Source organism: Hoeflea sp. BAL378, from assembly GCF_000759435.1.
GTDB lineage: Bacteria > Pseudomonadota > Alphaproteobacteria > Rhizobiales > Rhizobiaceae > Hoeflea.
In genome coordinates, this window is record NZ_JRJG01000015.1 from 1 (window position 1) to 18761 (window position 18761).

Annotated in this window: 21 protein-coding genes, 1 tRNA gene and 1 pseudogene; 10 read left to right on the forward strand and 13 right to left on the reverse strand. The window is 67.1% G+C overall.

Annotated features, from left to right (window positions below; all coding sequences use genetic code 11):
- A pseudogene (locus LL06_RS04690) lies at nt 1-984 on the forward strand (chromosome segregation protein SMC); the annotation flags it as partial.
- A gap of 32 nt (nt 985-1016) precedes the next feature.
- Here the strand turns inward: LL06_RS04690 and LL06_RS04695 are convergent.
- The gene (locus LL06_RS04695; RefSeq protein ID WP_035522932.1) at nt 1017-1286 is read right to left on the reverse strand and encodes a BrnA antitoxin family protein; all 270 of its coding nucleotides are present in this window, start codon (nt 1284-1286) and stop codon (nt 1017-1019) included.
- The gene (locus LL06_RS04700) at nt 1276-1560 is read right to left on the reverse strand and encodes a BrnT family toxin (RefSeq protein ID WP_035522935.1); all 285 of its coding nucleotides are present in this window, start codon (nt 1558-1560) and stop codon (nt 1276-1278) included. The genes LL06_RS04695 and LL06_RS04700 overlap by 11 nt, the downstream gene beginning before the upstream one ends.
- A gap of 248 nt (nt 1561-1808) precedes the next feature.
- On the opposite strand from LL06_RS04700, the gene LL06_RS04705 reads away from it, so the two are divergent.
- The 3 genes from LL06_RS04705 to LL06_RS04715 all read left to right on the forward strand — a co-directional run bounded on the left by LL06_RS04705 (nt 1809) and on the right by LL06_RS04715 (nt 3287).
- Complete coding sequence (locus LL06_RS04705; RefSeq protein ID WP_052161217.1) at nt 1809-2075, forward strand: PepSY domain-containing protein; 267 nt, start codon at nt 1809-1811, stop codon at nt 2073-2075.
- 118 nt (nt 2076-2193) lie between these two features.
- Nucleotides 2194-2610, forward strand: a complete 417-nt coding sequence (locus LL06_RS04710; RefSeq protein ID WP_035523097.1) for an antitoxin Xre-like helix-turn-helix domain-containing protein — start codon at nt 2194-2196, stop codon at nt 2608-2610.
- Nucleotides 2607-3287 (forward strand): RES family NAD+ phosphorylase, encoded by a 681-nt coding sequence (locus LL06_RS04715; RefSeq protein WP_345775673.1) that lies wholly within the window; start codon nt 2607-2609, stop codon nt 3285-3287. The genes LL06_RS04710 and LL06_RS04715 overlap by 4 nt, the downstream gene beginning before the upstream one ends.
- A 17-nt stretch (nt 3288-3304) precedes the next feature.
- Here the strand turns inward: LL06_RS04715 and LL06_RS04720 are convergent, their stop codons facing one another.
- Together LL06_RS04720 and LL06_RS27895 are read right to left on the reverse strand one after the other, a co-directional pair.
- A complete protein-coding gene (locus tag LL06_RS04720) occupies nt 3305-4450 on the reverse strand; it encodes a DegT/DnrJ/EryC1/StrS aminotransferase family protein (RefSeq protein WP_035522938.1) in 1146 nt (381 codons plus the stop codon).
- A 205-nt stretch (nt 4451-4655) separates the two neighbouring features.
- Nucleotides 4656-5024, reverse strand: coding sequence for a hypothetical protein (locus tag LL06_RS27895; protein WP_035522941.1), 369 nt, complete (start codon nt 5022-5024; stop codon nt 4656-4658).
- Nucleotides 5025-5125: 101 nt separating this feature from the next.
- Between LL06_RS27895 and LL06_RS04730 the strand changes: the two genes are divergently transcribed.
- The 3 genes from LL06_RS04730 (at nt 5126) to LL06_RS04740 (ending at nt 9217) form a co-directional block, all read left to right on the forward strand.
- Nucleotides 5126-6007, forward strand: coding sequence for a LysR family transcriptional regulator (locus LL06_RS04730; RefSeq protein ID WP_035522944.1), 882 nt, complete (start codon nt 5126-5128; stop codon nt 6005-6007).
- A 175-nt stretch (nt 6008-6182) separates the two neighbouring features.
- A complete protein-coding gene (gene ppdK, locus LL06_RS04735) occupies nt 6183-8852 on the forward strand; it encodes a pyruvate, phosphate dikinase (protein WP_035522947.1) in 2670 nt (889 codons plus the stop codon).
- 77 nt (nt 8853-8929) lie between these two features.
- Nucleotides 8930-9217: an addiction module antidote protein gene (locus tag LL06_RS04740; RefSeq protein WP_035522950.1), complete on the forward strand. Its 288-nt coding sequence runs from the start codon at nt 8930-8932 to the stop codon at nt 9215-9217.
- Between the two features lie 35 nt (nt 9218-9252).
- Here the strand turns inward: LL06_RS04740 and LL06_RS04745 are convergent, their stop codons facing one another.
- From LL06_RS04745 to LL06_RS04755, 3 genes are all read right to left on the reverse strand, one after another.
- Nucleotides 9253-9672 carry a DUF126 domain-containing protein gene (locus LL06_RS04745; protein WP_035522953.1) on the reverse strand — a complete coding sequence of 140 codons (420 nt, stop codon included), beginning with the start codon at nt 9670-9672 and terminating at the stop codon, nt 9253-9255.
- Nucleotides 9669-10910: an aconitase X catalytic domain-containing protein gene (locus tag LL06_RS04750; RefSeq protein WP_035522955.1), complete on the reverse strand. Its 1242-nt coding sequence runs from the start codon at nt 10908-10910 to the stop codon at nt 9669-9671. Before LL06_RS04750 ends, LL06_RS04745 begins: the two co-directional genes overlap by 4 nt.
- Before the next feature lie 107 nt (nt 10911-11017).
- The gene (locus LL06_RS04755; protein WP_052161219.1) at nt 11018-11443 is read right to left on the reverse strand and encodes a hypothetical protein; all 426 of its coding nucleotides are present in this window, start codon (nt 11441-11443) and stop codon (nt 11018-11020) included.
- A 180-nt stretch (nt 11444-11623) separates the two neighbouring features.
- Between LL06_RS04755 and LL06_RS04760 the strand changes: the two genes are divergently transcribed.
- On the forward strand, nt 11624-12532 hold the full coding sequence (locus LL06_RS04760) for a DUF1499 domain-containing protein (RefSeq protein WP_035523102.1): 909 nt from the start codon (nt 11624-11626) through the stop codon (nt 12530-12532).
- A gap of 8 nt (nt 12533-12540) precedes the next feature.
- On the opposite strand, the gene LL06_RS04765 is transcribed toward LL06_RS04760, so the two are convergent.
- Nucleotides 12541-13449 (reverse strand): MBL fold metallo-hydrolase, encoded by a 909-nt coding sequence (locus tag LL06_RS04765; RefSeq protein WP_035522958.1) that lies wholly within the window; start codon nt 13447-13449, stop codon nt 12541-12543.
- Between the two features lie 191 nt (nt 13450-13640).
- On the opposite strand from LL06_RS04765, the gene LL06_RS04770 reads away from it, so the two are divergent.
- Nucleotides 13641-14222 carry a biotin transporter BioY gene (locus LL06_RS04770; protein ID WP_035522961.1) on the forward strand — a complete coding sequence of 194 codons (582 nt, stop codon included), beginning with the start codon at nt 13641-13643 and terminating at the stop codon, nt 14220-14222.
- Nucleotides 14223-14433: 211 nt separating this feature from the next.
- A tRNA-Gln gene (locus LL06_RS04775) sits at nt 14434-14507 on the forward strand.
- A gap of 223 nt (nt 14508-14730) precedes the next feature.
- Here LL06_RS04775 and LL06_RS04780 read toward each other — a convergent pair.
- The 5 genes from LL06_RS04780 to LL06_RS04800 all read right to left on the reverse strand — a co-directional run bounded on the left by LL06_RS04780 (nt 14731) and on the right by LL06_RS04800 (nt 18746).
- Nucleotides 14731-15258 carry a MarR family winged helix-turn-helix transcriptional regulator gene (locus LL06_RS04780; RefSeq protein WP_035522965.1) on the reverse strand — a complete coding sequence of 176 codons (528 nt, stop codon included), beginning with the start codon at nt 15256-15258 and terminating at the stop codon, nt 14731-14733.
- Nucleotides 15259-15349: 91 nt separating this feature from the next.
- Nucleotides 15350-15706, reverse strand: a complete 357-nt coding sequence (locus LL06_RS04785) for a RidA family protein (RefSeq protein WP_035522968.1) — start codon at nt 15704-15706, stop codon at nt 15350-15352.
- A gap of 19 nt (nt 15707-15725) precedes the next feature.
- Nucleotides 15726-17027 (reverse strand): alpha-hydroxy acid oxidase, encoded by a 1302-nt coding sequence (locus LL06_RS04790; protein WP_081963656.1) that lies wholly within the window; start codon nt 17025-17027, stop codon nt 15726-15728.
- Complete coding sequence (locus tag LL06_RS04795; RefSeq protein WP_035522970.1) at nt 17024-17824, reverse strand: ATP-binding cassette domain-containing protein; 801 nt, start codon at nt 17822-17824, stop codon at nt 17024-17026. Before LL06_RS04795 ends, LL06_RS04790 begins: the two co-directional genes overlap by 4 nt.
- Complete coding sequence (locus LL06_RS04800; protein ID WP_035522973.1) at nt 17817-18746, reverse strand: ABC transporter permease; 930 nt, start codon at nt 18744-18746, stop codon at nt 17817-17819. Before LL06_RS04800 ends, LL06_RS04795 begins: the two co-directional genes overlap by 8 nt.
- Nucleotides 18747-18761: the final 15 nt, after the last annotated feature.

An 18761-nucleotide genomic window follows, 5' to 3' on the forward strand; every position in this document is an offset into this window, starting at 1 on the left:
GAAGAGGTCGCCGCCCGCCGCCGCGAGCTGATGAGCCAGTTGAGCGCGGTGGAAAAACGCCGCCAGGAGGCCGCCGATGCTCTGGCGCTCGCCGAGACCCGCTCGCGCGAGGCCGACAAGCTCGCCACCGAGGCCATCGGCGCGCTGTCGCAGGGCCGCGAGGCGCGGGGCCGCGCCGAGGAACGGCTGATGGCCGCGCGCGAGCGCCGCGAGGAGGGCGAGACCCGCATCCGCGAGGCATTGAATTGCGAGCCGCACCACGCCATGCGCCTGACCGGACTGGCGGCCGGCGCACCGCTGCCGGACCCGGCCCAGGTCGAGCGCAATCTCGAGCGGCTGAAGATCGAGCGCGAGCGGCTGGGCGCCGTCAATTTGCGCGCCGAGGAAGAGCAGGCCGAACTCTCGGAGCGGCTGAACACCATCATCACCGAGCGCGAGGACATCATCGACGCCATCAAGAAGCTGCGCGCCGGCATCCAGGGGCTGAACAAGGAAGGCCGCGAGCGCCTGCTGGTGGCCTTCGACGTGGTCAACGCCCAGTTCCAGCGGCTGTTCACCCATCTCTTCGGCGGCGGCACGGCGGAATTGCAGCTCATCGAATCCGACGATCCGCTCGAAGCCGGGCTCGAGATCCTCGCCCGCCCGCCCGGCAAGAAGCCGCAGACCATGACGCTGCTCTCGGGCGGCGAACAGGCGCTCACCGCCATGGCGCTGATCTTCGCGGTGTTCCTCACCAACCCCGCGCCGATCTGCGTGCTCGACGAGGTCGATGCACCCTTGGACGACCACAATGTCGAGCGCTACTGCAACCTGATGGACGAGATGGCGGCGTCCACCGACACCCGCTTCGTCATCATCACCCACAACCCGATCACCATGGCCCGCATGAACCGCCTCTTCGGCGTCACCATGGCCGAGCAGGGCGTCAGCCAGCTTGTGTCGGTGGACCTGCAGACGGCCGAGCAACTGCGCGACGCGGGGTAGGAGCGAAGCGCCCGTACCGGCGCGAGACGACCTTACCGCAGAGCGTTCTCGATGGCTTCCCGGATGAGCCGCTGATAGGGAATGTCGCGTTGCTTGGCGCGGGCCTTGATGGCGTCGACAAGGCTTTCGGGCATGCGCAGATTGATCTGCTTGGTCTTCTTCTCGAACTCGAAGCCCATCGGTTTGAACTGGCTGAAATCATACTCCGACAGGTCGGCGTTCTCGACAAACTCTTCGGCTTCGGCGTCCGTGTCGAAGCGGGGGAACTGCTTGCCCGTCCCCGGGGACTTCTCACTGCTCATACCGTTTGATCTCCTTTTCATGCATGTACCGGGCGCTTATCGGCCTAAGGCGCATACCTTCGCCGCGCGGGCGGAGAGTGAAGACAACGAACAAATGTCTGCCCTGCTCGGTGACGCCGACCGCGTTGAACCGCGCCTCCTGAGTGACCGGTGACCGGTCTGGCATGACCATCGGCGTGTGCATCAACACGAATTCGATCTCGGCCTTGGACACGCTGTGCTTGGCGCATTTCGGCCAGTTCCCGTCATCCCACTCAAAACCGTCCAGCTTCATCGCGACAGCGTCTGATTATGTAGTCGAATGTATATACATTTTTGCAAATTTCAAGTCCAGGGCGCCCGCGCCGAGCATTGCGTCAGGAACTCGAGTCGGTGGATCTGCAGACGGCGGAGCAGTTGCGCGAGGCGGGCTGAGCGCCGCGGCAGGGTGTCGCGTCCGCACGATGCGCCGGAACCATCCCGCGAACCGGCCATTGATCTGGCGTTCGACAGTCAATCTTCCATGAACGCAAGGAGACCCCCATGACGCGCACCGCCGCCATGTCCGCCGCCTTCCTTCTCACCGCCTTCACCGCTCCGGCGCTTGCCGACGATCGCGCGCCGACCGCCGAGGAGCGCACGCAGATCGAAGCCGCCCTGACCGCCGAAGGCTTTGCCTCCTGGGGCGAGATCGAACTGGACGACAGCCAGGTCTGGGACGTTGACGACGCCATCCACACGGACGGCAAGCAATATGATCTCGAACTCGACATGACCACCTTCGCCACTACCGACCGCGACGAAGACTGATCGCGGCAGCCGCTCCCTCTTCTTCCCTATCTGCGGGAGGAGGGCGCGGTGGCAAAGCTCATTGTTGAAAATTGCCAATTGGCGTGGTATATAACGCCATATGGCAAGAACCGAAACAGTGCTACGCGCCCCAACAGGCCCCGCAGACGCCGTTTCCCTCGCGGGCATCGAGCCTGCGCGTATCGCCCGCGTGGCGGCCACTGCCTATTCCCGCATCGCTGCGGCCTGGCGTCTGGGCAATGAGGCGGCCGCGCACCTGCTCGACATCAGCCCGCGTACCTTCGCGCGGATGAAGACCGGCGACTGGACGGGTCGGCTAAGCCGCGACCAACTGCTGCGGGTCAGCGCCGTCACCGGCCTCTACAAGGGCCTGCACCTCTATTTCAGCGACGACCTGGCCGACCGCTGGGTGACCATGCCCAACACCGGCCCGCAGTTCGGCGGACAGCCGCCGGTCGAGGCGATGATCGCGGGCGGGCTTCCCGCCATCCTCGCCACGCGCACCTATGTCGATGCATTGAGGGGCGGCGCGTGACGCTGCCGTTGGCGACCATCGCCGTCGAGGCGACGGTCCGCCTGATCCCCACCGCCTATTACAAGCGGCCGGTGCTCACGCCGCTGCTCGAGGACGCGGCGGACCTCGCCGTTCTTGCGGCGATCGAGGGCCTGACCAGCCAGCGGCTGATCGCGGAAAAATCCGGACTCCCGGGCCTCGATTCGCGCGAACTCCTGTTCCGCGCCTGGGGCCAGACCCATGTCAACGCCGCCTTCGCCTATACAAGAGCCGAAGGCAACCGCTTCAACGATGCCTCCCGCGGCGCCTGGTATGCGGGCTTAGAGGACCTGACGGCGATCGCCGAGGTGGCCTTCCATCGCACGCGCGAACTGGAGCGGATCAATCACTTCACCGACGAGGCCGTCTACCAGGCGCTGCTGGCGGGGTTCATGGGCGATTTTCACGATCTGAGGAAGGAGCCCGTCGAGGCGCCGTTCCTGTCGCCCGATCCCTCGCGCGCCTATCCCGAGGGCCAGGCACTCGCCCGCGCGCTGCGGGAGACCGGATCGCGCGGCGTCATCTATCCCTCCGTGCGGCGGCCGGGAGGGACCTGCATCGCAGCCTTCGAGCCGCATCTCGTGCAGAATGTGCGGCCGGGGGCACGCTGGAAGATGATCTGGAACGGCAGCCGCGATTACACGGTCACCACCGCTTGAGACCGCCGGGCAAGGGTTCAGCCCAGCGCTGAAATCAGCGCCTTGGCCACCCGGTCCTGCGTCTCCTCGTCGAGATAGGGATGCATCGGCAGGCTGAGCACCCGCTCGCAGAGCATGTCGGTGACGGGCAGGGCGCCGCCCGCCACACCGTGGTGGCTGTAGGCATCCTGGCGGTGCAGGGCCTTGGCGTAATAGACCGCGCTCGGCACGCCCTCATCCTTCAGATGCGCCTGGATCGCGGCGCGATCGGCGCCTTCGGGCAGCTTGACGGTGTATTGCGCCCAGACCGACTGCAGCCCCTCGGGCACGACCGGCGTGGCGACATGGCCCTTGAGCATGTCCGAGTAGCGCGACGCGATGCGGTTGCGCGCCTCGATCTCGTCGTCGAAGATCTTGAGCTTCTCGATCAGGATCGCCGCCTGCATCGTGTCGATCCGGCCGGTCATGCCGATGCGGACATTGTCGTACTGGCTCGTGCCCTTGCCGTGGAACAGGATCGAGCGCAGCGTTTCGGCCAACTCGGCGTCGTCGGTGAAGATCGCGCCGCCGTCGCCATAGGCGCCGAGCGGCTTGGCCGGGAAGAAGCTGGTGGCCGTCGCGGTGGCCAGCGTGCCGACCCGGCGGTTGTGGTAGCGCGCGCCGTAGGATTGCGCGCCGTCGCCCAGGACCCACAGGCCTTCGCGCGCGGCGATCTGCGAAATCGCGTCATAATCGGCGGGAATGCCGAAGAGGTCGACCGGGATCACGCCCACCGGCGCATGGCCGGCGTCGCGCGCCGATTTGATAGCCACTTCGAGCGAGGCCGGGTCCATGTTGAAGGTGTCGGCGTCGACATCGACGAACCAGACATGCGCGCCAAGCCAGGCCACCACTTCGGCGGTGGCGACGAAGGTGAAGGCCGGGCAGAAGATCGCCTGGCCCGGACGCACTTCGGCGGCCATCAGCACCATGGCCAGCGCATCGGTGCCTGACGAGCAGGCGATCGAGTGGGCGGCGCCGCAATGGGCGGACAGTTGCGCCTCGAATTCCGCCACCTCGGGGCCCATGATGTACTGGCCGTGATCGAGCACGCGGGCGATCGCCGCATCGACGCGATCGCGGATGCGCGCCTGCTGGGCGGCCAGATCGACAAAACGGATGGGTTCGCGCTGCGCTGATGACATTGTGCCGGTTGCCTCTGGGCTCGAGCATCGGGGTGTCTCCGCCGCGGGCCCGAAGACGGCAGGATGATGACAATCCTGTTAAAGCGCCATGGCGTGAGGGTCCAGATGCCTGCGCCCAGATCGACGGGGATCAGGCACAGGACTCAATCACTTTGCGTTGCCAATGTTGATGCGCCGTGACAGTCGCGCGGGCAGGGAAGGCGCGTTACGCCCGCTCGAAGCCGCGCCAGAACGGCGTCCTGGCGACCGCGCGCGCCTGCCGTCGGGTCAGGCCGAGATCCCTCAGCATCTCGTCCGTGAATCCCTCGACCTCGTCCATCATCCGCCGTCTCTCGGCGATTCGGGCCCGCCACAGCCGTAGCGTTGCCAGCACCCCGCCAGGCGGCGTCGCCGCCACGGCGGCGGGGCGCGATACGGCGGAATACAGGGCCGGCATGGGCGGGAGGGCGCGGGAATCGGGGCCGCGGGACGTCGGGGGTATCGCTTCGAAGCGCAGATAGTCCTTGCCGCGATAGGTAAACGGCCGACTCTCGCGTTCAAGTCCCCGGTCGGGCGGATAGGGCTGGGCCGGCATGGCGATCTCCTTTCGAGACCGGGAAAATAGCTCTTCTTCCGGAGAAAAAAATTGAGTAATAAGAACTCGACCTGTGAGAAAAATTCACAATTGGACCAGCCTTGAGCGACCTGCCGCCCCTCACCAGCCTTCTGGCTTTCGAAGCCGTCTATCGCACCGGATCGGTGACAGCGGCCGCCGAGAGACTCGGGCGCACCCACGGGGCGGTCTCCAAGCAATTGCATCAGCTCCACGATCACGTCGGCGTGGACCTGTTCCGCAAACACGGCTCGGGGCTGGAGCTCACCCCGCATGGACGAAACTTCGCCAGGATCGTCGCCGCCGCGCTCGATGACATCCGCTCGGGCTATGACGATCTGCGGCGCACGAAGGAACGGCGTCCGGTTACGGTGCTGGCGAGCGCGACCTTCGCCCGGAGCTGGCTCATTCCGGTGCTGTCGCGGTTCGGCGTCGACCATCCCGATATCGAGGTTTCCCTGCGCATGTTCGTGCCGAACGGCGAGCGGAGCCATGCCGGCCAGGCCGATCTCACTTTCTCCTACAACCGCTTGCTCAGCCCCGAGCCATGGCACGGGTCCGTGTCGCTCGGCGATGTGGAGATCGGCCCGGTGCTGGCGCCGGACTACGGCCATGCGCTGGAAGACCATGTGCTGTCGTTCCAGACCCGGATCGACCGGCGCCATGACGAGGCGATGTGGCAGGCCTGGACGTCGCTGACCGGTATCGCGATCGAGGCCCAGAAGGTCCAGGTCTTCGACCATTCCTACCTGGCCTTTCAGGCCGCGCGCTCCAGGATGGGCGCCGCGATCGCGCCGCGCTTCCTGATCGCCGACATGATCGACGCCGGCGAACTGGTCGCCCCGGCCGGGTTTCTCCGGTTCAAGGGCGGGCTTCTCGTGCGGCCGACAGGCCCCGCCAACCAACCTCCGAACCCCGATGCGATGATTCTGCTCGACTGGCTCAAAGGCAACGCAACTGCTTGAAAATCCAGTGTACGGCTGTTTTTCCGGCTTATGTTTGCGACGCAGCGCGTTTCAATCGATATAGGCGGTTCGAGAGCCAAGATCAGGGTTGACCGAGCAACCGCGCTCCGCCTAAGCCTTGCGCCAAAGGCCGGTTGGTTCGCCTTTTCCGGCAGGCGACGCGGAGACGAATTTGATGAGGAAATGGGTCTACACTTTCGGGGACGGGCAGGCTGAAGGCTCGGCCGCGGACAAGAACCTGCTGGGCGGCAAGGGCGCGAACCTCGCCGAAATGTGCAATCTCGGCCTGCCCGTGCCGCCGGGACTGACCATCACCACCGACGCCTGCGTCTGGTTCTACGAGAACGGCCGCAAGATGCCCGAGGGCCTCGAGGCCGCCGTCGTCGAGGCGCTGGCCAAGGTCGGCGCGATTGCCGGCCGCACCTTCGGCGATCCGGAAAAGCCGCTGCTGCTGTCGGTGCGCTCCGGCGCCCGCGCCTCGATGCCGGGCATGATGGACACCGTTCTCAATCTCGGCCTCAACGACGAGACCGTCCTCGCCATCGCCCGCGATTCGGGCGACGAGCGCTTCGCCTTCGACAGCTACCGCCGCTTCATCCAGATGTATGGCGACGTGGTCATGGGCCTCGACCACGAGGTCTTCGAGGACATTCTCGAGGACGAGAAGGCCCGGCTCGGCCATGAACTCGACACCGACATTTCCGCCGATGAATGGCGCGGGATCATCGCCCGCTACATGGCCATCATCGAGGAGGAACTGGGCGTGCCGTTCCCGCAGGATCCGCACCAGCAGCTCTGGGGCGCCATCGACGCGGTGTTTTCGAGCTGGATGAACGCCCGCGCCATCACCTACCGGCAACTGCACGACATCCCGGCCTCCTGGGGCACCGCGGTCAATGTCCAGGCGATGGTGTTCGGCAATCTCGGCGACCAGTCGGCCACCGGCGTGGCCTTCACCCGCAATCCCTCGACCGGCGCCAAGGAGCTCTACGGCGAATTCCTCGTCAACGCCCAGGGCGAGGACGTCGTGGCCGGCATCCGCACGCCGCAATCCATCACCGAAGCCGCGCGCCTCGAGGCGGGCTCCGACCGGCCGTCGCTCGAAAAGCTGATGCCCGACGCTTTCGCCGAATTCATCGCCATCTGCGACCGGCTCGAGCGGCACTACCGCGACATGCAGGATCTCGAATTCACCATCCAGTCGGGCAAGCTGTGGATGCTGCAGACCCGTTCCGGCAAGCGCACTGCCAAGGCGGCGCTCAAGGTCGCCGTCGACATGGCGGCGGAAGGGCTGATCAGCCGCGAGGAGGCGGTGATGCGCATCGATCCCGCCTCGCTCGACCAGCTTCTGCACCCGACCATCGATCCGCACGCCACCCGCGACATCATCGGCACGGGCCTGCCCGCCTCTCCGGGCGCGGCCACAGGCGAGATCGTCTTCACCTCCGACGAGGCGGTGGAAGCCGCCAAGACCGGCCGCAAGGTAATCCTGGTCAGGGTCGAGACCAGCCCGGAGGACATTCACGGCATGCATGCCGCCGAAGGCATCCTGACCTCGCGCGGCGGCATGACCAGCCATGCGGCGGTGGTCGCCCGCGGCATGGGCACGCCCTGCGTCTCCGGCGCCGGCGGTTTGCGCATCGACGGACGCAACGGCACGCTGGTGTCGCTGGGCGCGACGCTCAAGGCGGGCGACGTCATCACGCTTGACGGCTCCACCGGTCAGGTGCTCAAGGGCGCCGTGCCGATGCTGCAGCCCGAACTCTCGGGCGATTTCGGCCGCATCATGGAATGGGCAGACGAAACCCGGCGCATGAAGGTCAGGACCAATGCCGAGACGCCGGCCGACGCGCGCGCGGCGCGCTCCTACGGCGCCGAAGGCATCGGCCTGTGCCGCACCGAGCACATGTTCTTCGACGGCGACCGCATCACCGCCATGCGCGAGATGATCCTCGCCGGTTCCGAGGTCGGCCGCCGCACGGCGCTCGCCAAGCTGCTGCCGATGCAGCGCTCGGATTTCATCGAGCTGTTCGAGATCATGAAGGGGCTGCCGGTCACCATCCGCCTGCTCGATCCGCCGCTGCACGAATTCCTGCCCAAGACCGACGAGGAGATCGCCGAAGTGGCGGCCGTCATCGGCGTCTCGGTCGACAAGCTCAGCCAGCGCGTCGACGAGCTGCACGAGTTCAATCCGATGCTCGGCCATCGCGGCTGCCGCCTGGCGATCTCCTACCCGGAAATCGCCGAAATGCAGGCGCGCGCCATCTTCGAGGCCGCGGTCGAAGCCGCCAAGCTCACCGGCGCGCCGGTGGTGCCGGAAATCATGGTGCCGCTGGTCGGCCTGCGCGAGGAGCTGGATTTCGTCAAGGCGCGGATCGACGCCGCGGCGCGCGACGTCATCGGCGAGGCAGGCGTCGACATCACCTATCTGGTGGGCACCATGATCGAATTGCCGCGCGCGGCGATCCGGGCGCATGCCATCGCCGAGGTGGCCGAGTTCTTCTCCTTCGGCACAAACGACCTGACCCAGACCACCTTCGGGATTTCGCGCGACGACGCGGCCTCGTTCCTGATGACCTATCAGCAGAAGGGCATCATCGAGCACGATCCCTTCGTCACGATCGACATCGACGGCGTCGGCGAACTGGTGCGGATCGCCTCGGAGAAGGGAAGGGCGACCCGCCCCGACATCAAGCTCGGCATCTGCGGCGAGCACGGCGGCGACCCGGCCTCGGTCAGGTTCTGCGATTCGATCGGGCTCGACTATGTGAGCTGCTCGCCGTTCCGGGTGCCGATCGCCCGGCTGGCCGCGGCCCAGGCGGCGATCGAGGCGGGGAAACGCTAACGCGAAGCTTGCGCAATTGTAGTTTTTGGACGACAAAACGGTCGAGTTGAACCAGACCGGGACGTTCCGGAACTCCGATGCCTGAGATCCTGACCGGCTACGATCCTGCCGAAGACCTGGATTCCCCCGAGGCCATTTCCGTCTTCGTCAATGAAGCGCTCAAGACGGATGATGCCGCCTATATCGCCCATGCGCTCGGTGTGGTCGCCCGGGCCAAGGGCATGGCCGGGATTGCCCGCGAGGCGGGTTTGTCGCGCGAGCAACTCTACCGGACGTTGAGCAACGAGGGCAATCCGACGCTCAAGACCACGCTCGCTGTAATGAAGGCGCTGGGGATCTCGCTGACGGCCGAGGTCGCCGGCTGACCGGGACAAGAGCTTTTTTCCAAGGTGGTCGCGGGTCAGGCCGGCTCGGTGATCCGCACTGCGTCCGGCCCGGCCTCGATGGTGATCCGCGCCCGCGCGGCCAAGGCCTGCCAGTCGCTCCTGTCGTTCATGGCGACCACGGGACAGTCTATCCCGTAGAGCATCTGCGCCACCAGCGCGCCGGTGGCGATGATGGCGTCCGGATCAAGGAGCAGGATCGCCGCCGGCGCCGTGCCGAGCCTGATCGCCTCGGCCAGCACCGAGGCGCCCGACGAGGATCCGCGGCCCCGCTCCATGAGCAGGATCGCGCCCGACAGGCAGGCGCCGTGCTGGGGATGGAACCGGTCGATCACCTTGCCGCTCGCACTGTCGAAGCCGCCCCAGAAGCTCAGCGGATCGTCGAGCCTGAGCACCGGGCCGGCGGCGCGGCCATGGACCAGCGCCCGCGCGCTCATGCCCTCGCCACCCTGCCGGCCCTGGCCGAGAGCATCGTCTCGGCGAGCGTGCCGAAGGCCACGTCGACGCCGAGATTGCCCGGCGCGTAATAGGCCCATTTGCCCGAATTGGTCATCACCGCGCCGGAGAGGTCGCGGATGATCGCGGTGACATAGGTGCAGGTGTCGACCACCACGGTGACGCCGGCGGCCTCGAGCCGCGCCGCCCGGCCGTCGCCCACCAACCGCTCCCATTCATGCCGCCCGGTGTTGACATAGACCGGCACCGAAAACGGCTCGAGATCGAGGAGCGGCATCAGCCGGTCGAACTCGCCGAGCGAGAAATGCGGCGTCCCCAGCGCCACCGCGGTGAGCGCCGCGCCGTCGGCGACGGTGCAGAGGCTGGCGAGGATGGCAGAGACTTCGGCCGGCCCGAGCCGGGCCACGACCGGGACATCCCGGCCGCCGGTGGCGGCCGCCAGGTCCGGCGCCTCGGGCGTCAGCCCGACCGCGTGGAACATCGCCACGCTGCCCGCGGACGCGGCCGCGGCGCCCAGCGCCTTGAGATCGTCCTCGCTGGTCCGGGCCGGCAGGCCGGTGATCGCGGCGATGGTGTCGCCGCACGCCCTGCCGACGGAGAGCCCGGCCGCCACAGCCACGCCGCCAGCCTGGTCGGGTCCGGCATTCTCGAAGCCGTGGATCTCGACGATCACGCCGGCGCGGCGGTTTTCCGCCCGGTGCAGGCCGTAATCGGGCACGCGGCCCGACAGCGCGCAGGCGAGATCTATGAAGTCGCCGTAGCGGTTGGTGCGCGCGCCGATCACCGAATTGGCAAAGACGATGGCGTTGGATTCGGCCCAGGCGAGCTGGTCGCCGAACCTGGGCCGGAGCAGGGTCTGGTAGGGGGCACAGGTGAAGCTCGGCGTGCAGCCGAGCTCGACATGGGCCTGCATCAGCCGCTGGCCCGCAGCGCCGAGCGCCGGATCGCCGATGAACAGCTCGGGGTGGATGAGGTCGACCGAGCCGACGTTCAAGGTGGTCGGAACCCGGACCCGGCCCCCGAGCGCCACGAACCGCTCGACGAAATCGAGGCTCGCCTGGCCGTGATAGAGGCAGCCGTCGACATGGGCGCTGTCGCAGGCGATGAGCCGCGTCGCGCCGACGGCCTCAGCGAACCGCAGCACCAGTCCCATGGCGTCCGCGGCGGCCGGTCCGTGCCGCCCGTCCAGAAGCGCCTGGTCGTCCTCAGTCAGTTCCACCCGGCGTTCCCCGTGACGTGTTGTCCGCGGGCGAGACTAGCCTGCCGGGAAGCCGGGAGATAGGGCCTGTTCCAGGACCCGCCATAGATCTGCACAGGCGACTGCGGTCAGAGCTTCTCCAGCACCGCGACGAAGGCCCGGGCGAAGTGGACCAGCCCCATCGTGTCCTCATCCGCTTCCACGGTGCGGACACGGTCTCCGTCGGCGCTGAGCAGGACCAGGCCGAACCGCCCGCCATTGTCGCGCGACAGGCAGACAAGGGCGATCCGCTGGGCGTTCTCGATCAGTCCCGAGGCGGGCAGGTCGAACAGGAACTCCCCGCCCACCGTCCGCGCCGCCTGGCGCACGGCCTGGCCGAAGCCATGTTCGGCGATGTCGTTGAGATCGAGCGCCAGGTCGAGTTCGACCAGATCGAGCTGCATCGGCGCCGGGCTTTCCCCGTCGAATTCGAAGCCGGTGTCGGAGACCGGAGCGGCGCTCGGCCCGGAGGCGGGCGGTGTGGAGACGGGCACCGGCGTGCTGTCTGTCGTCATGGCGGATCTCCTTCGGCAAGCCACGCTTGTCCGGATTGATCGGCCCCCCATTCTTCAGGGTCGCTTTCAAGCATGGCTGAAGTGTGGCGCTTGCCGCCACCGCCCTGAGCGGCTAATGAAAACCACCTCAACCGGATGCGCATCCCGCGCGCCACCAGTCCCGGACACCTGGCCGCCGCCATGCCCTTCCGCCCCCAACGACCGAGCTCCATCGCCGCCCGCTGGTCACGCAGGCTGGGCCGGTTCAGCCTGCTGCTGGCCTTCATGGCGGCGCTGCTGCACCGCGCCGGCATTCTGGTGCTGCCCAACGCGGTGGCCGCCATCCTGCTGGCGTCGTGCCTGGCGCTCATCGTGCTCGGCCTGGCGATGATCGGCTTCTTCATGCTGTGGCAGGTCGGGGCCAAGGGCGGACACGCCGCCTTCAGCGGCATGGTCATGGCGCTGATGGTTCTGGGCCCTGTCGGCTTCGCCGCCGGCCGCTACCTGACACTGCCCGCCATTCACGATGTCTCCACCGACATCGTCGACGCGCCGCAATGGATAGAGGAGCCGGTGATTACCCCCTCCTGGCTGCCGCGATCGAACGGAGACGTTCCCGCCGCACGCGCGGCGCAGGCGATCGCCTATCCGCAGGTCGCCGGCCGGCGCTATGACGGGGCGATCGACCGGGTTCTCCAGGCGGTGCGCGGCGTCGCGGGAGATAACAAATGGACCCAGGTCGCCAATGTCGGCGCCGACCTGCTGGTGGACGGGCTTGAGCCGGCGCCCGAGACCGCCGAGGCCCCGCCTGCAACCACCGGCGAGGCCGATCCGGCGCGCGCGCCGGTGCCTGTTCCGCGGCCCGACATCGAGAACCAGCCGGTCGAGCCGATGCCGACCGATGCGCTGGTCCAGTACGAGACGAAGACGCTGGTCCTCGGCATTCCCCAGGATATCCTGGTCCGCCTGGTCGAGGAGGAGGAGACCACCTTCGTCGACATGCGGGTGGCGACCCGCGACGGCGATCACGATCTCGGCCTCAACGCCGCGCTGATCCGCTCGTTCCTGCATGATCTCGACGTGCGCCTGCTCGGCATCGCCGGCGGCTGAGGCTCCGATCAGGCGGCGCGATACTCGCCCGTGATCGCCGGCGGACCGTCGGTCACCACCTCGCCGCGGCCGACCAGATCCTCGAGATGCGCCAGAACCGAAAGCGCCGCGGCCCCGTGCAGCCGCGGATCGGTGTCGCGGTAGATCGCCTTGACCATGTCGGCGATCAGCCGGTCGCCCTTTTCGACGCGGGCGAGGATGGCGCGCTCGCGCATCCGCCGGTGGGTCTTGAGCGCCCGCACGAACTGCCTGGGCTCCCGCACCGGCCCGCCATGGCCGGGCAGGTAGCTGCGGTCGTCGCGCGCGGCCAGCATGTCGAGCGAGGCCATGAAATCGCCCATGGCGCCATCGGGCGGCGCGATGATCGAGGTCGCCCAGGCCATCACATGGTCGCCCGAAAACACCAGTCCGGTCTCCTGAAGCGCGAACGCCGCGTGATTGGCGGTGTGGCCGGGCGTGTGCAGCGTCTCGATCGCCCAGCCGTCGCCCGCAATCACCGCGCCATGGCCTGCTGCGATGTCGGGAGCGAACTCCATGTCCGAGCTTTCGGCGAGCGGGTTGACCTCGCCCACATGCAGGGGCCGCGCCGCGCGGTGCGGGCCTTCGGCGACCACGACCGCCCCGGTCTCGGCCTTGAGCCTGGCCGCGAGCGGGGAATGGTCGCGGTGGGTGTGGGTGACGAAGATGTGGCTCACCGGCCGGCCGGCGATCGCCGCGCGCAGCGTGCGCCAGTGGCTCTCGTCCTCCGGCCCCGGATCGATCACCGCCAGCGTCTCGCGCCCCACCACATAGCTGTTGGTGCCATGGAAGGTGAGCGGCCCGGAATTGGGAGCCGTGACGCGCAGCACGTCCGCCGCCACCGGCACGGCCTGGCCATGGGCGGGCTCGAAGGCCTTGTCGAATTCGGGTTCGGTCACGGATGTCTCCAGTCTCTCGGGCGGCCGGCGGCGGCCGTTTCGGCCGGAAGGCCGGGGTCCTGCGGCGGCCGATTGTGGACGGCCGGTGAATTGGGCCGGACTGTCTTGTTCTCGGGCCGCGAAGTCAATATACCGTTTTGTCATGCGCGGCTTGCAAAAGTCGCTCCCGCCAAACATCCGGAGACCGATCCATGGCCATTGCCCCCGCCCGCTCGCTTGTCCCATCCCTTGCCCCGGAAAGCACGGTCGCCCGCTACGCCACCTATGGCGTGGCTATCCTGGCCGGCAGCCTGCTGATCGCCGTCGCCGGCAAGATCACCGTTCCGTTCTGGCCGGTTCCGGCGACGCTGCAGACGCTGGCGATCTTCATCATCGCCGCCGCCTTCGGCCGTAAGCTGGCGCTCGCCACGCTTGCCGCCTACATGGTCGAAGGCGCAATCGGCCTGCCGGTGTTCACCGGCGGCGGCGGGCTCGCCTATTTCGCCGGCCCCACCGGCGGCTATCTCGCCGGCTTCGTCGTCGCCGCCGGCCTCACCGGCTGGGCCGCCGACCGCGGGCTCGACCGCAACGCGCTCAAGCTGTTCGCCGTCAATCTCGCCGGCGCCGCCATCATTCTGCTTCTCGGCGCCGCCTGGATCGCGCTCGCCTTCGGCCCCGACAAGGCGCTGGCCTGGGGCGTGGGTCCCTTCATCATCACCGACGTGATCAAGGCAGCCCTCGCCGCAGCCGTGGTGCCCGCAGGCTGGCAGATCGCCACCCTGTTCCGCCGCTAGGATCAAGAGGCGCGGAGCCCCACCGGCTCCCGCTCGCTTTAAGCCACGACCCGCCGGGCCCGCCGCCCGGCGGGTTTTTTCACGGCCAGATTCCTGGGCCGGCGGGATTTTCCGCGCTTGTGGTCCCTGCCGTCTTTTGCTATCCCCGCGAGGCTTCCGGATCATCGCCGGAACCAGGCCGGCCAACCCCAGGTTTGTCCGGCCGCACTGTTGGGGCGTAGCCAAGTGGTAAGGCAGTGGTTTTTGGTACCGCCATCCCTGGTTCGAATCCAGGCGCCCCAGCCAGTCTCTTTTTCAAGCCCTTGAATCCAGGTATTCCGGCATGTCCGGATTGGCCGGGAGTCGGACAATGTCCCGCTTCAAGTCTGCGCAGTCCCGCTCAACCGCCGCGAAAGCAGGGCACTCGCACACCTCGCGTTCAGGCCGCGTGAACCCTCGGACCGCTCGCTGAGTTCACATTCAACCGCAGACGTCGAAGGCAGAGTGCCGTGACCGAAATGATCGCGCGTCACTTCCGGGAGGCGGTTTCGTCCTGTTCCTTGAAGACCTCCTGGGCGACCACGAGGACCTTGCGCGTCAGGTTGCGCAGGGTTTCCACCTCGGCGGCGCTCAAGCCGGCGAGGAGCCGGCGCTCGATCTCGATCGCGTAGGGCGCGATCGTCGCATAGACTTCGGTGCCGCGCTGGCTCAGCCGCAATACCACCTTGCGCCGGTCCTGCGTATCGGTGCGCCGGCTGATCATCCCGATCTTGTGCAGGTGGTTGATGGCGCGGGTGACCTGGACCTGGTCCATGGCGGTATGCGCGGCGACCTCCTTGGCCGAGAGCGGCGCATGAATGGCGAGGTTCGCCATGACGCGCCATCCGGTCACCGAAAGTCCGAACCGGCTGCTGTAGAGATCCTCGAGATAAAGCGAGGCCTGGTTGGAGATGTAGGAGAACTGATAAGGCACCCAGTCATCGAGATTGAGGATGGCGGGAGCTTCGTGACGTTTTTCGCCAGCGGGGCTGTCAGGGGAATGGCCTGTTTGAGTCACGTTGTTTCCAATTGTCTTCGAACAAGATCGCGGATTCATTCATATCGGCTTACCGGCCGATATGCCATCGAAGCCCGGCAACGCGCAGGGATTATATTCTTACAGCAGCCGTGACCTGGATTTCCAGCTTCAGCCCCGGCAGAACGAGGGATGCCCCCACGGTTGCCCTCGCCGGCGGGCGCTGATCTTTCAGCCAATCCCGCCACAGCACATTGAACTCGGCAAAATCGTCGAGATCGACAAGCCATATGGAAGCGGTGAGGAGCCGTGAGCGGTCTGTCCCCGCTTGCGCGAGCAGATCGTCGATGCGCGCGAAAACCGCCCGGGCCTGGTCGGCGAACGGGGCGTTGCGGGCCTCCATCGCGACCTGGCCGGACAGATACGCAACGTCCTTGTGCATTGTGACGTCCGCCATCAGGGGGTTTTCGCCGATATGGGTGGGGCTCATGCAAAGTGCTCCTTAAAGGTTAGTCGGCCTTGGCCGGCGCGGGCGGCAGGCGGGACATGTCCATCAAATGGTCGCGGGTCAGGTCCGAGACCCGCGGGACGCCGAGCAGCACCAGCGCCCGTTCCACTTCCGTCTTCAACAGGTGAATGACGTGATCGACGCCCGGCCGGCCGGCGGCGCCGACACCGTAAAGCGTGTTGCGGCCCATCAGCACGACATTCGCGCCCAGGGCCTTGGCCTTGAGAATGTCTGCGCCGCGGCGGAACCCACCGTCGCAGAAGATCGTCGGCGCGGGACCGACGGCATCGCGCACGCGCTCGAGGACGTGCAGGGAAGACACGGCGCCATCGAGCTGGCGGCCCCCGTGGTTTGACAGGATCAATCCGTCGGCGCCGGCCTTTACCGCCCTTTCGGCGTCCTCGGTGCTGAGCACGCCCTTGATGATGACCGGGCCGTCCCAGAGGTCGACAAACTCCTCCACGTCGTCCCAGGTCACCGAAGGGTCGAGCTGTTCGCTCATGAACACCACCAGCCCTTGCGCGTTCCGGGCGGCCTTTGCGGCCGCCTCCACCATGTTCTCGGGTCTCGGCGCGCCGTTGGCCACCAGCCTGCCGATCCAGCCAGGCCGCTTCAGGGTGTCGAATGCGCTGCGGAGGGTGGGACGCAAGGGCAGGGTGAAATCGTTTCTGGGATCCCGCTCGCGGTTGCCCCCGGTGGCGCAATCCACGGTGATGACCAGAGCCTTGTAACCGGCCTTTTTGGCGCGGCTGACGAGCTCGCGGGAAAGGCCGCGATCTCTGAAGATGTAGAGCTGGAACCAGAGTCCAGCACCGGCGCTTTCGGCCACCTCTTCGAGGCGGACACTGGAGACGGTGCTCAGGCAGAACGGAATATTGGCGGCTTTTGCGCCCTGCGCAATGAGGGTTTCCGCCTTGGGCCAGGCGAGACCGGCAAGCCCGGTCGGCCCGATCCCGAAGGGCGCGTCATAGGTGTCGCCGAAGAGCTCCACCGACATGTCGACGCGGCTCACATCCACGCCGACCCTGTGGACGAAGCCCCAATTGTCGAACTGGGAGCGGTTGCGGCGGCGCGAGATCTCCTGTTCCGCGGCGCCGTCGATGAAGTCGAAGACCGCCCTGGGCATGGCCTTCCTGGCGCGCGTGCGCATCTCCAGCACGTTCTGCACCTTGGCGAACCGGCGCAGCGGAAGCCCGGCGGCCTGGGGATGCTGCGGCGCGGCCGGCGCGCGCGCCGGGGGATCCAGCGCAAGGCCGCCGGGCTGCGCGTCGATCCTGTCGGGGGCTTGGGTCTCATCCATCATGCCGGCTCCAGAAGCATGGAATCATCGTCGACCTCGCGGCCGCGGACCTGCTTGAACAGATCCAGCAGCCCCCGGACGCCGAGGTCGGCGCGTTCCTGGGTTGAAAGATCGAACATGACCTGCCCCTCATGCAGCATGACGGTGCGGGTCCCGTGCGCGAGCGCCTGCGCCATGGAATGGGTGACCATCAGCACCGTGAGCGCGTCGCGTTCCGCAAAAGTATCGGTGAGCTCGAGGACCTTTTCGGCCGCCCCCGGATCAAGCGCCGCGGTATGCTCGTCGAGAAGCAGGGCGCGGTTGGGCACGAGACAGGCCATCAGCAGGCTGAGCGCCTGCCGCTGCCCGCCGGACAGCAGGCCGACGCGGTCGTTGAGGCGGCTTTCGAGGCCAAGCCCCAGTTCGGCGAGGCGGTCTTTCCATTCGGCGATCTTCGCCTTTGGGGTTCCCGTGCGGATTCCCCTCGCGCGTGTCCGGTTGGCGGCGATGGCGAGATTTTCAAGGATCGTCAGCGTCTCGCAGGTGCCGGTGCGCGGGTCCTGAAAGACCCGGCCCAACTGGCGGGCGCGCCTGGAGGCGTTGGCCCTGGTCACGTCCTGCCCGTCGATCAGCACCTGCCCGCGGGCAGGCGACACATCGCCTGCGAACGCGCCCAGAAGCGTGGATTTGCCCGCGCCATTGGTGCCGATGACGGTGACGAATTCGCCCGTGCGGATGGTCAGGGACAAGCCTTTGACGGCGCGGTTTTCAAGGGCCGTGCCGGGATTGAACACGACATCGATGTTCCTGGCCTCAAGCATTGCCTTGTTGCTCCTTCTTGGATGCCGCACGCGCCGCCCTGAGTTTCGGAAAGGACGATCCGCGGGCGCGGGCCAGCGACAGGGCGAGCACGATGAGGAGGGCGGTGACGAGATTGAGGTCCTGCGCCCGCAACCCGATCTGATCGAGGTTGAGTGCGAATGCGAGGACGATCCGGTAGATCAGACTGCCGACAATGGCGCTCAGCGTGGCAAGAAGCACGGTGCGTGGCGAGATGATCGTCTCGCCGACGATCACGGCGGCGAGGCCGACAATGATGATGCCGATGCCCATGCCGACATCGGCGAAGCCTTGCGACTGGGCAAACAGCGCACCGGCCAGCGCCGTGTAGGAGTTGGAGATGCCGAGCCCCAGCGGCAGCATCCGGTTGCGGTCGATGCCTTGGGCGGAGGCCATGCGCGCATTGGCGCCCGCGGCGCGCAGCGCCAGCCCGATCTCGGTTGCCAGGAACCAGTCCAGCACCAGCTTGCCGGCGGCCACGACGACCGCCAGGGCAACCGGTATGGTCATGTAGCTGGGGGCGGAGAGGGCCTTGAGCGGAGAGAACACGGTTTCCGAAGACAGCAGCGGAAGGTTGGGACGCCCCATGATCCGCAGATTGATGGAAAACAGGGCCAGCATCACCAGGATGCTGGCGAGCAGGTTCAAGATGTTCAGGCGTATGTGCAGTGTCGCGGTTATGTAGCCTGCGACGAACCCCGCGGCGACGGCGATCGCCGTCGCCAGAAACGGGTTGACGCCGGAGGTGATGAGCACGGCGGCGACCGCCGCGCCCAGCGGAAAGCTCCCATCGACGGTAAGGTCGGGGAAATCGAGAACGCGGAAGGAAAGATACACCCCGATGGCGACGAGGCCGAAGATCAATCCGGCCTCGACCGCGCCCATGAAAGCATAGAATGTCATGTCAAAGGCCTTGCT

What these genes read in the sequence shown, in the direction of transcription:
- LL06_RS04695 (WP_035522932.1), bottom strand. Translation starts at nt 1,286, where the DNA reads ATGAGCAGTGAGAAGTCCCCGGGGACGGGCAAGCAGTTCCCCCGCTTC.
- LL06_RS04700 (WP_035522935.1), bottom strand. Translation starts at nt 1,560, where the DNA reads ATGAAGCTGGACGGTTTTGAGTGGGATGACGGGAACTGGCCGAAATGC.
- LL06_RS04705 (WP_052161217.1), top strand. Translation starts at nt 1,809, where the DNA reads ATGACGCGCACCGCCGCCATGTCCGCCGCCTTCCTTCTCACCGCCTTC.
- LL06_RS04720 (WP_035522938.1), bottom strand. Translation starts at nt 4,450, where the DNA reads ATGTCATCAGCGCAGCGCGAACCCATCCGTTTTGTCGATCTGGCCGCC.
- LL06_RS27895 (WP_035522941.1), bottom strand. Translation starts at nt 5,024, where the DNA reads ATGCCGGCCCAGCCCTATCCGCCCGACCGGGGACTTGAACGCGAGAGT.
- ppdK (WP_035522947.1), top strand. Translation starts at nt 6,183, where the DNA reads ATGAGGAAATGGGTCTACACTTTCGGGGACGGGCAGGCTGAAGGCTCG.
- LL06_RS04740 (WP_035522950.1), top strand. Translation starts at nt 8,930, where the DNA reads ATGCCTGAGATCCTGACCGGCTACGATCCTGCCGAAGACCTGGATTCC.
- LL06_RS04745 (WP_035522953.1), bottom strand. Translation starts at nt 9,672, where the DNA reads ATGAGCGCGCGGGCGCTGGTCCATGGCCGCGCCGCCGGCCCGGTGCTC.
- LL06_RS04755 (WP_052161219.1), bottom strand. Translation starts at nt 11,443, where the DNA reads ATGACGACAGACAGCACGCCGGTGCCCGTCTCCACACCGCCCGCCTCC.
- LL06_RS04760 (WP_035523102.1), top strand. Translation starts at nt 11,624, where the DNA reads ATGCCCTTCCGCCCCCAACGACCGAGCTCCATCGCCGCCCGCTGGTCA.
- LL06_RS04770 (WP_035522961.1), top strand. Translation starts at nt 13,641, where the DNA reads ATGGCCATTGCCCCCGCCCGCTCGCTTGTCCCATCCCTTGCCCCGGAA.
- LL06_RS04785 (WP_035522968.1), bottom strand. Translation starts at nt 15,706, where the DNA reads ATGAGCCCCACCCATATCGGCGAAAACCCCCTGATGGCGGACGTCACA.
- LL06_RS04790 (WP_081963656.1), bottom strand. Translation starts at nt 17,027, where the DNA reads ATGATGGATGAGACCCAAGCCCCCGACAGGATCGACGCGCAGCCCGGC.
- LL06_RS04795 (WP_035522970.1), bottom strand. Translation starts at nt 17,824, where the DNA reads ATGCTTGAGGCCAGGAACATCGATGTCGTGTTCAATCCCGGCACGGCC.
- LL06_RS04800 (WP_035522973.1), bottom strand. Translation starts at nt 18,746, where the DNA reads ATGACATTCTATGCTTTCATGGGCGCGGTCGAGGCCGGATTGATCTTC.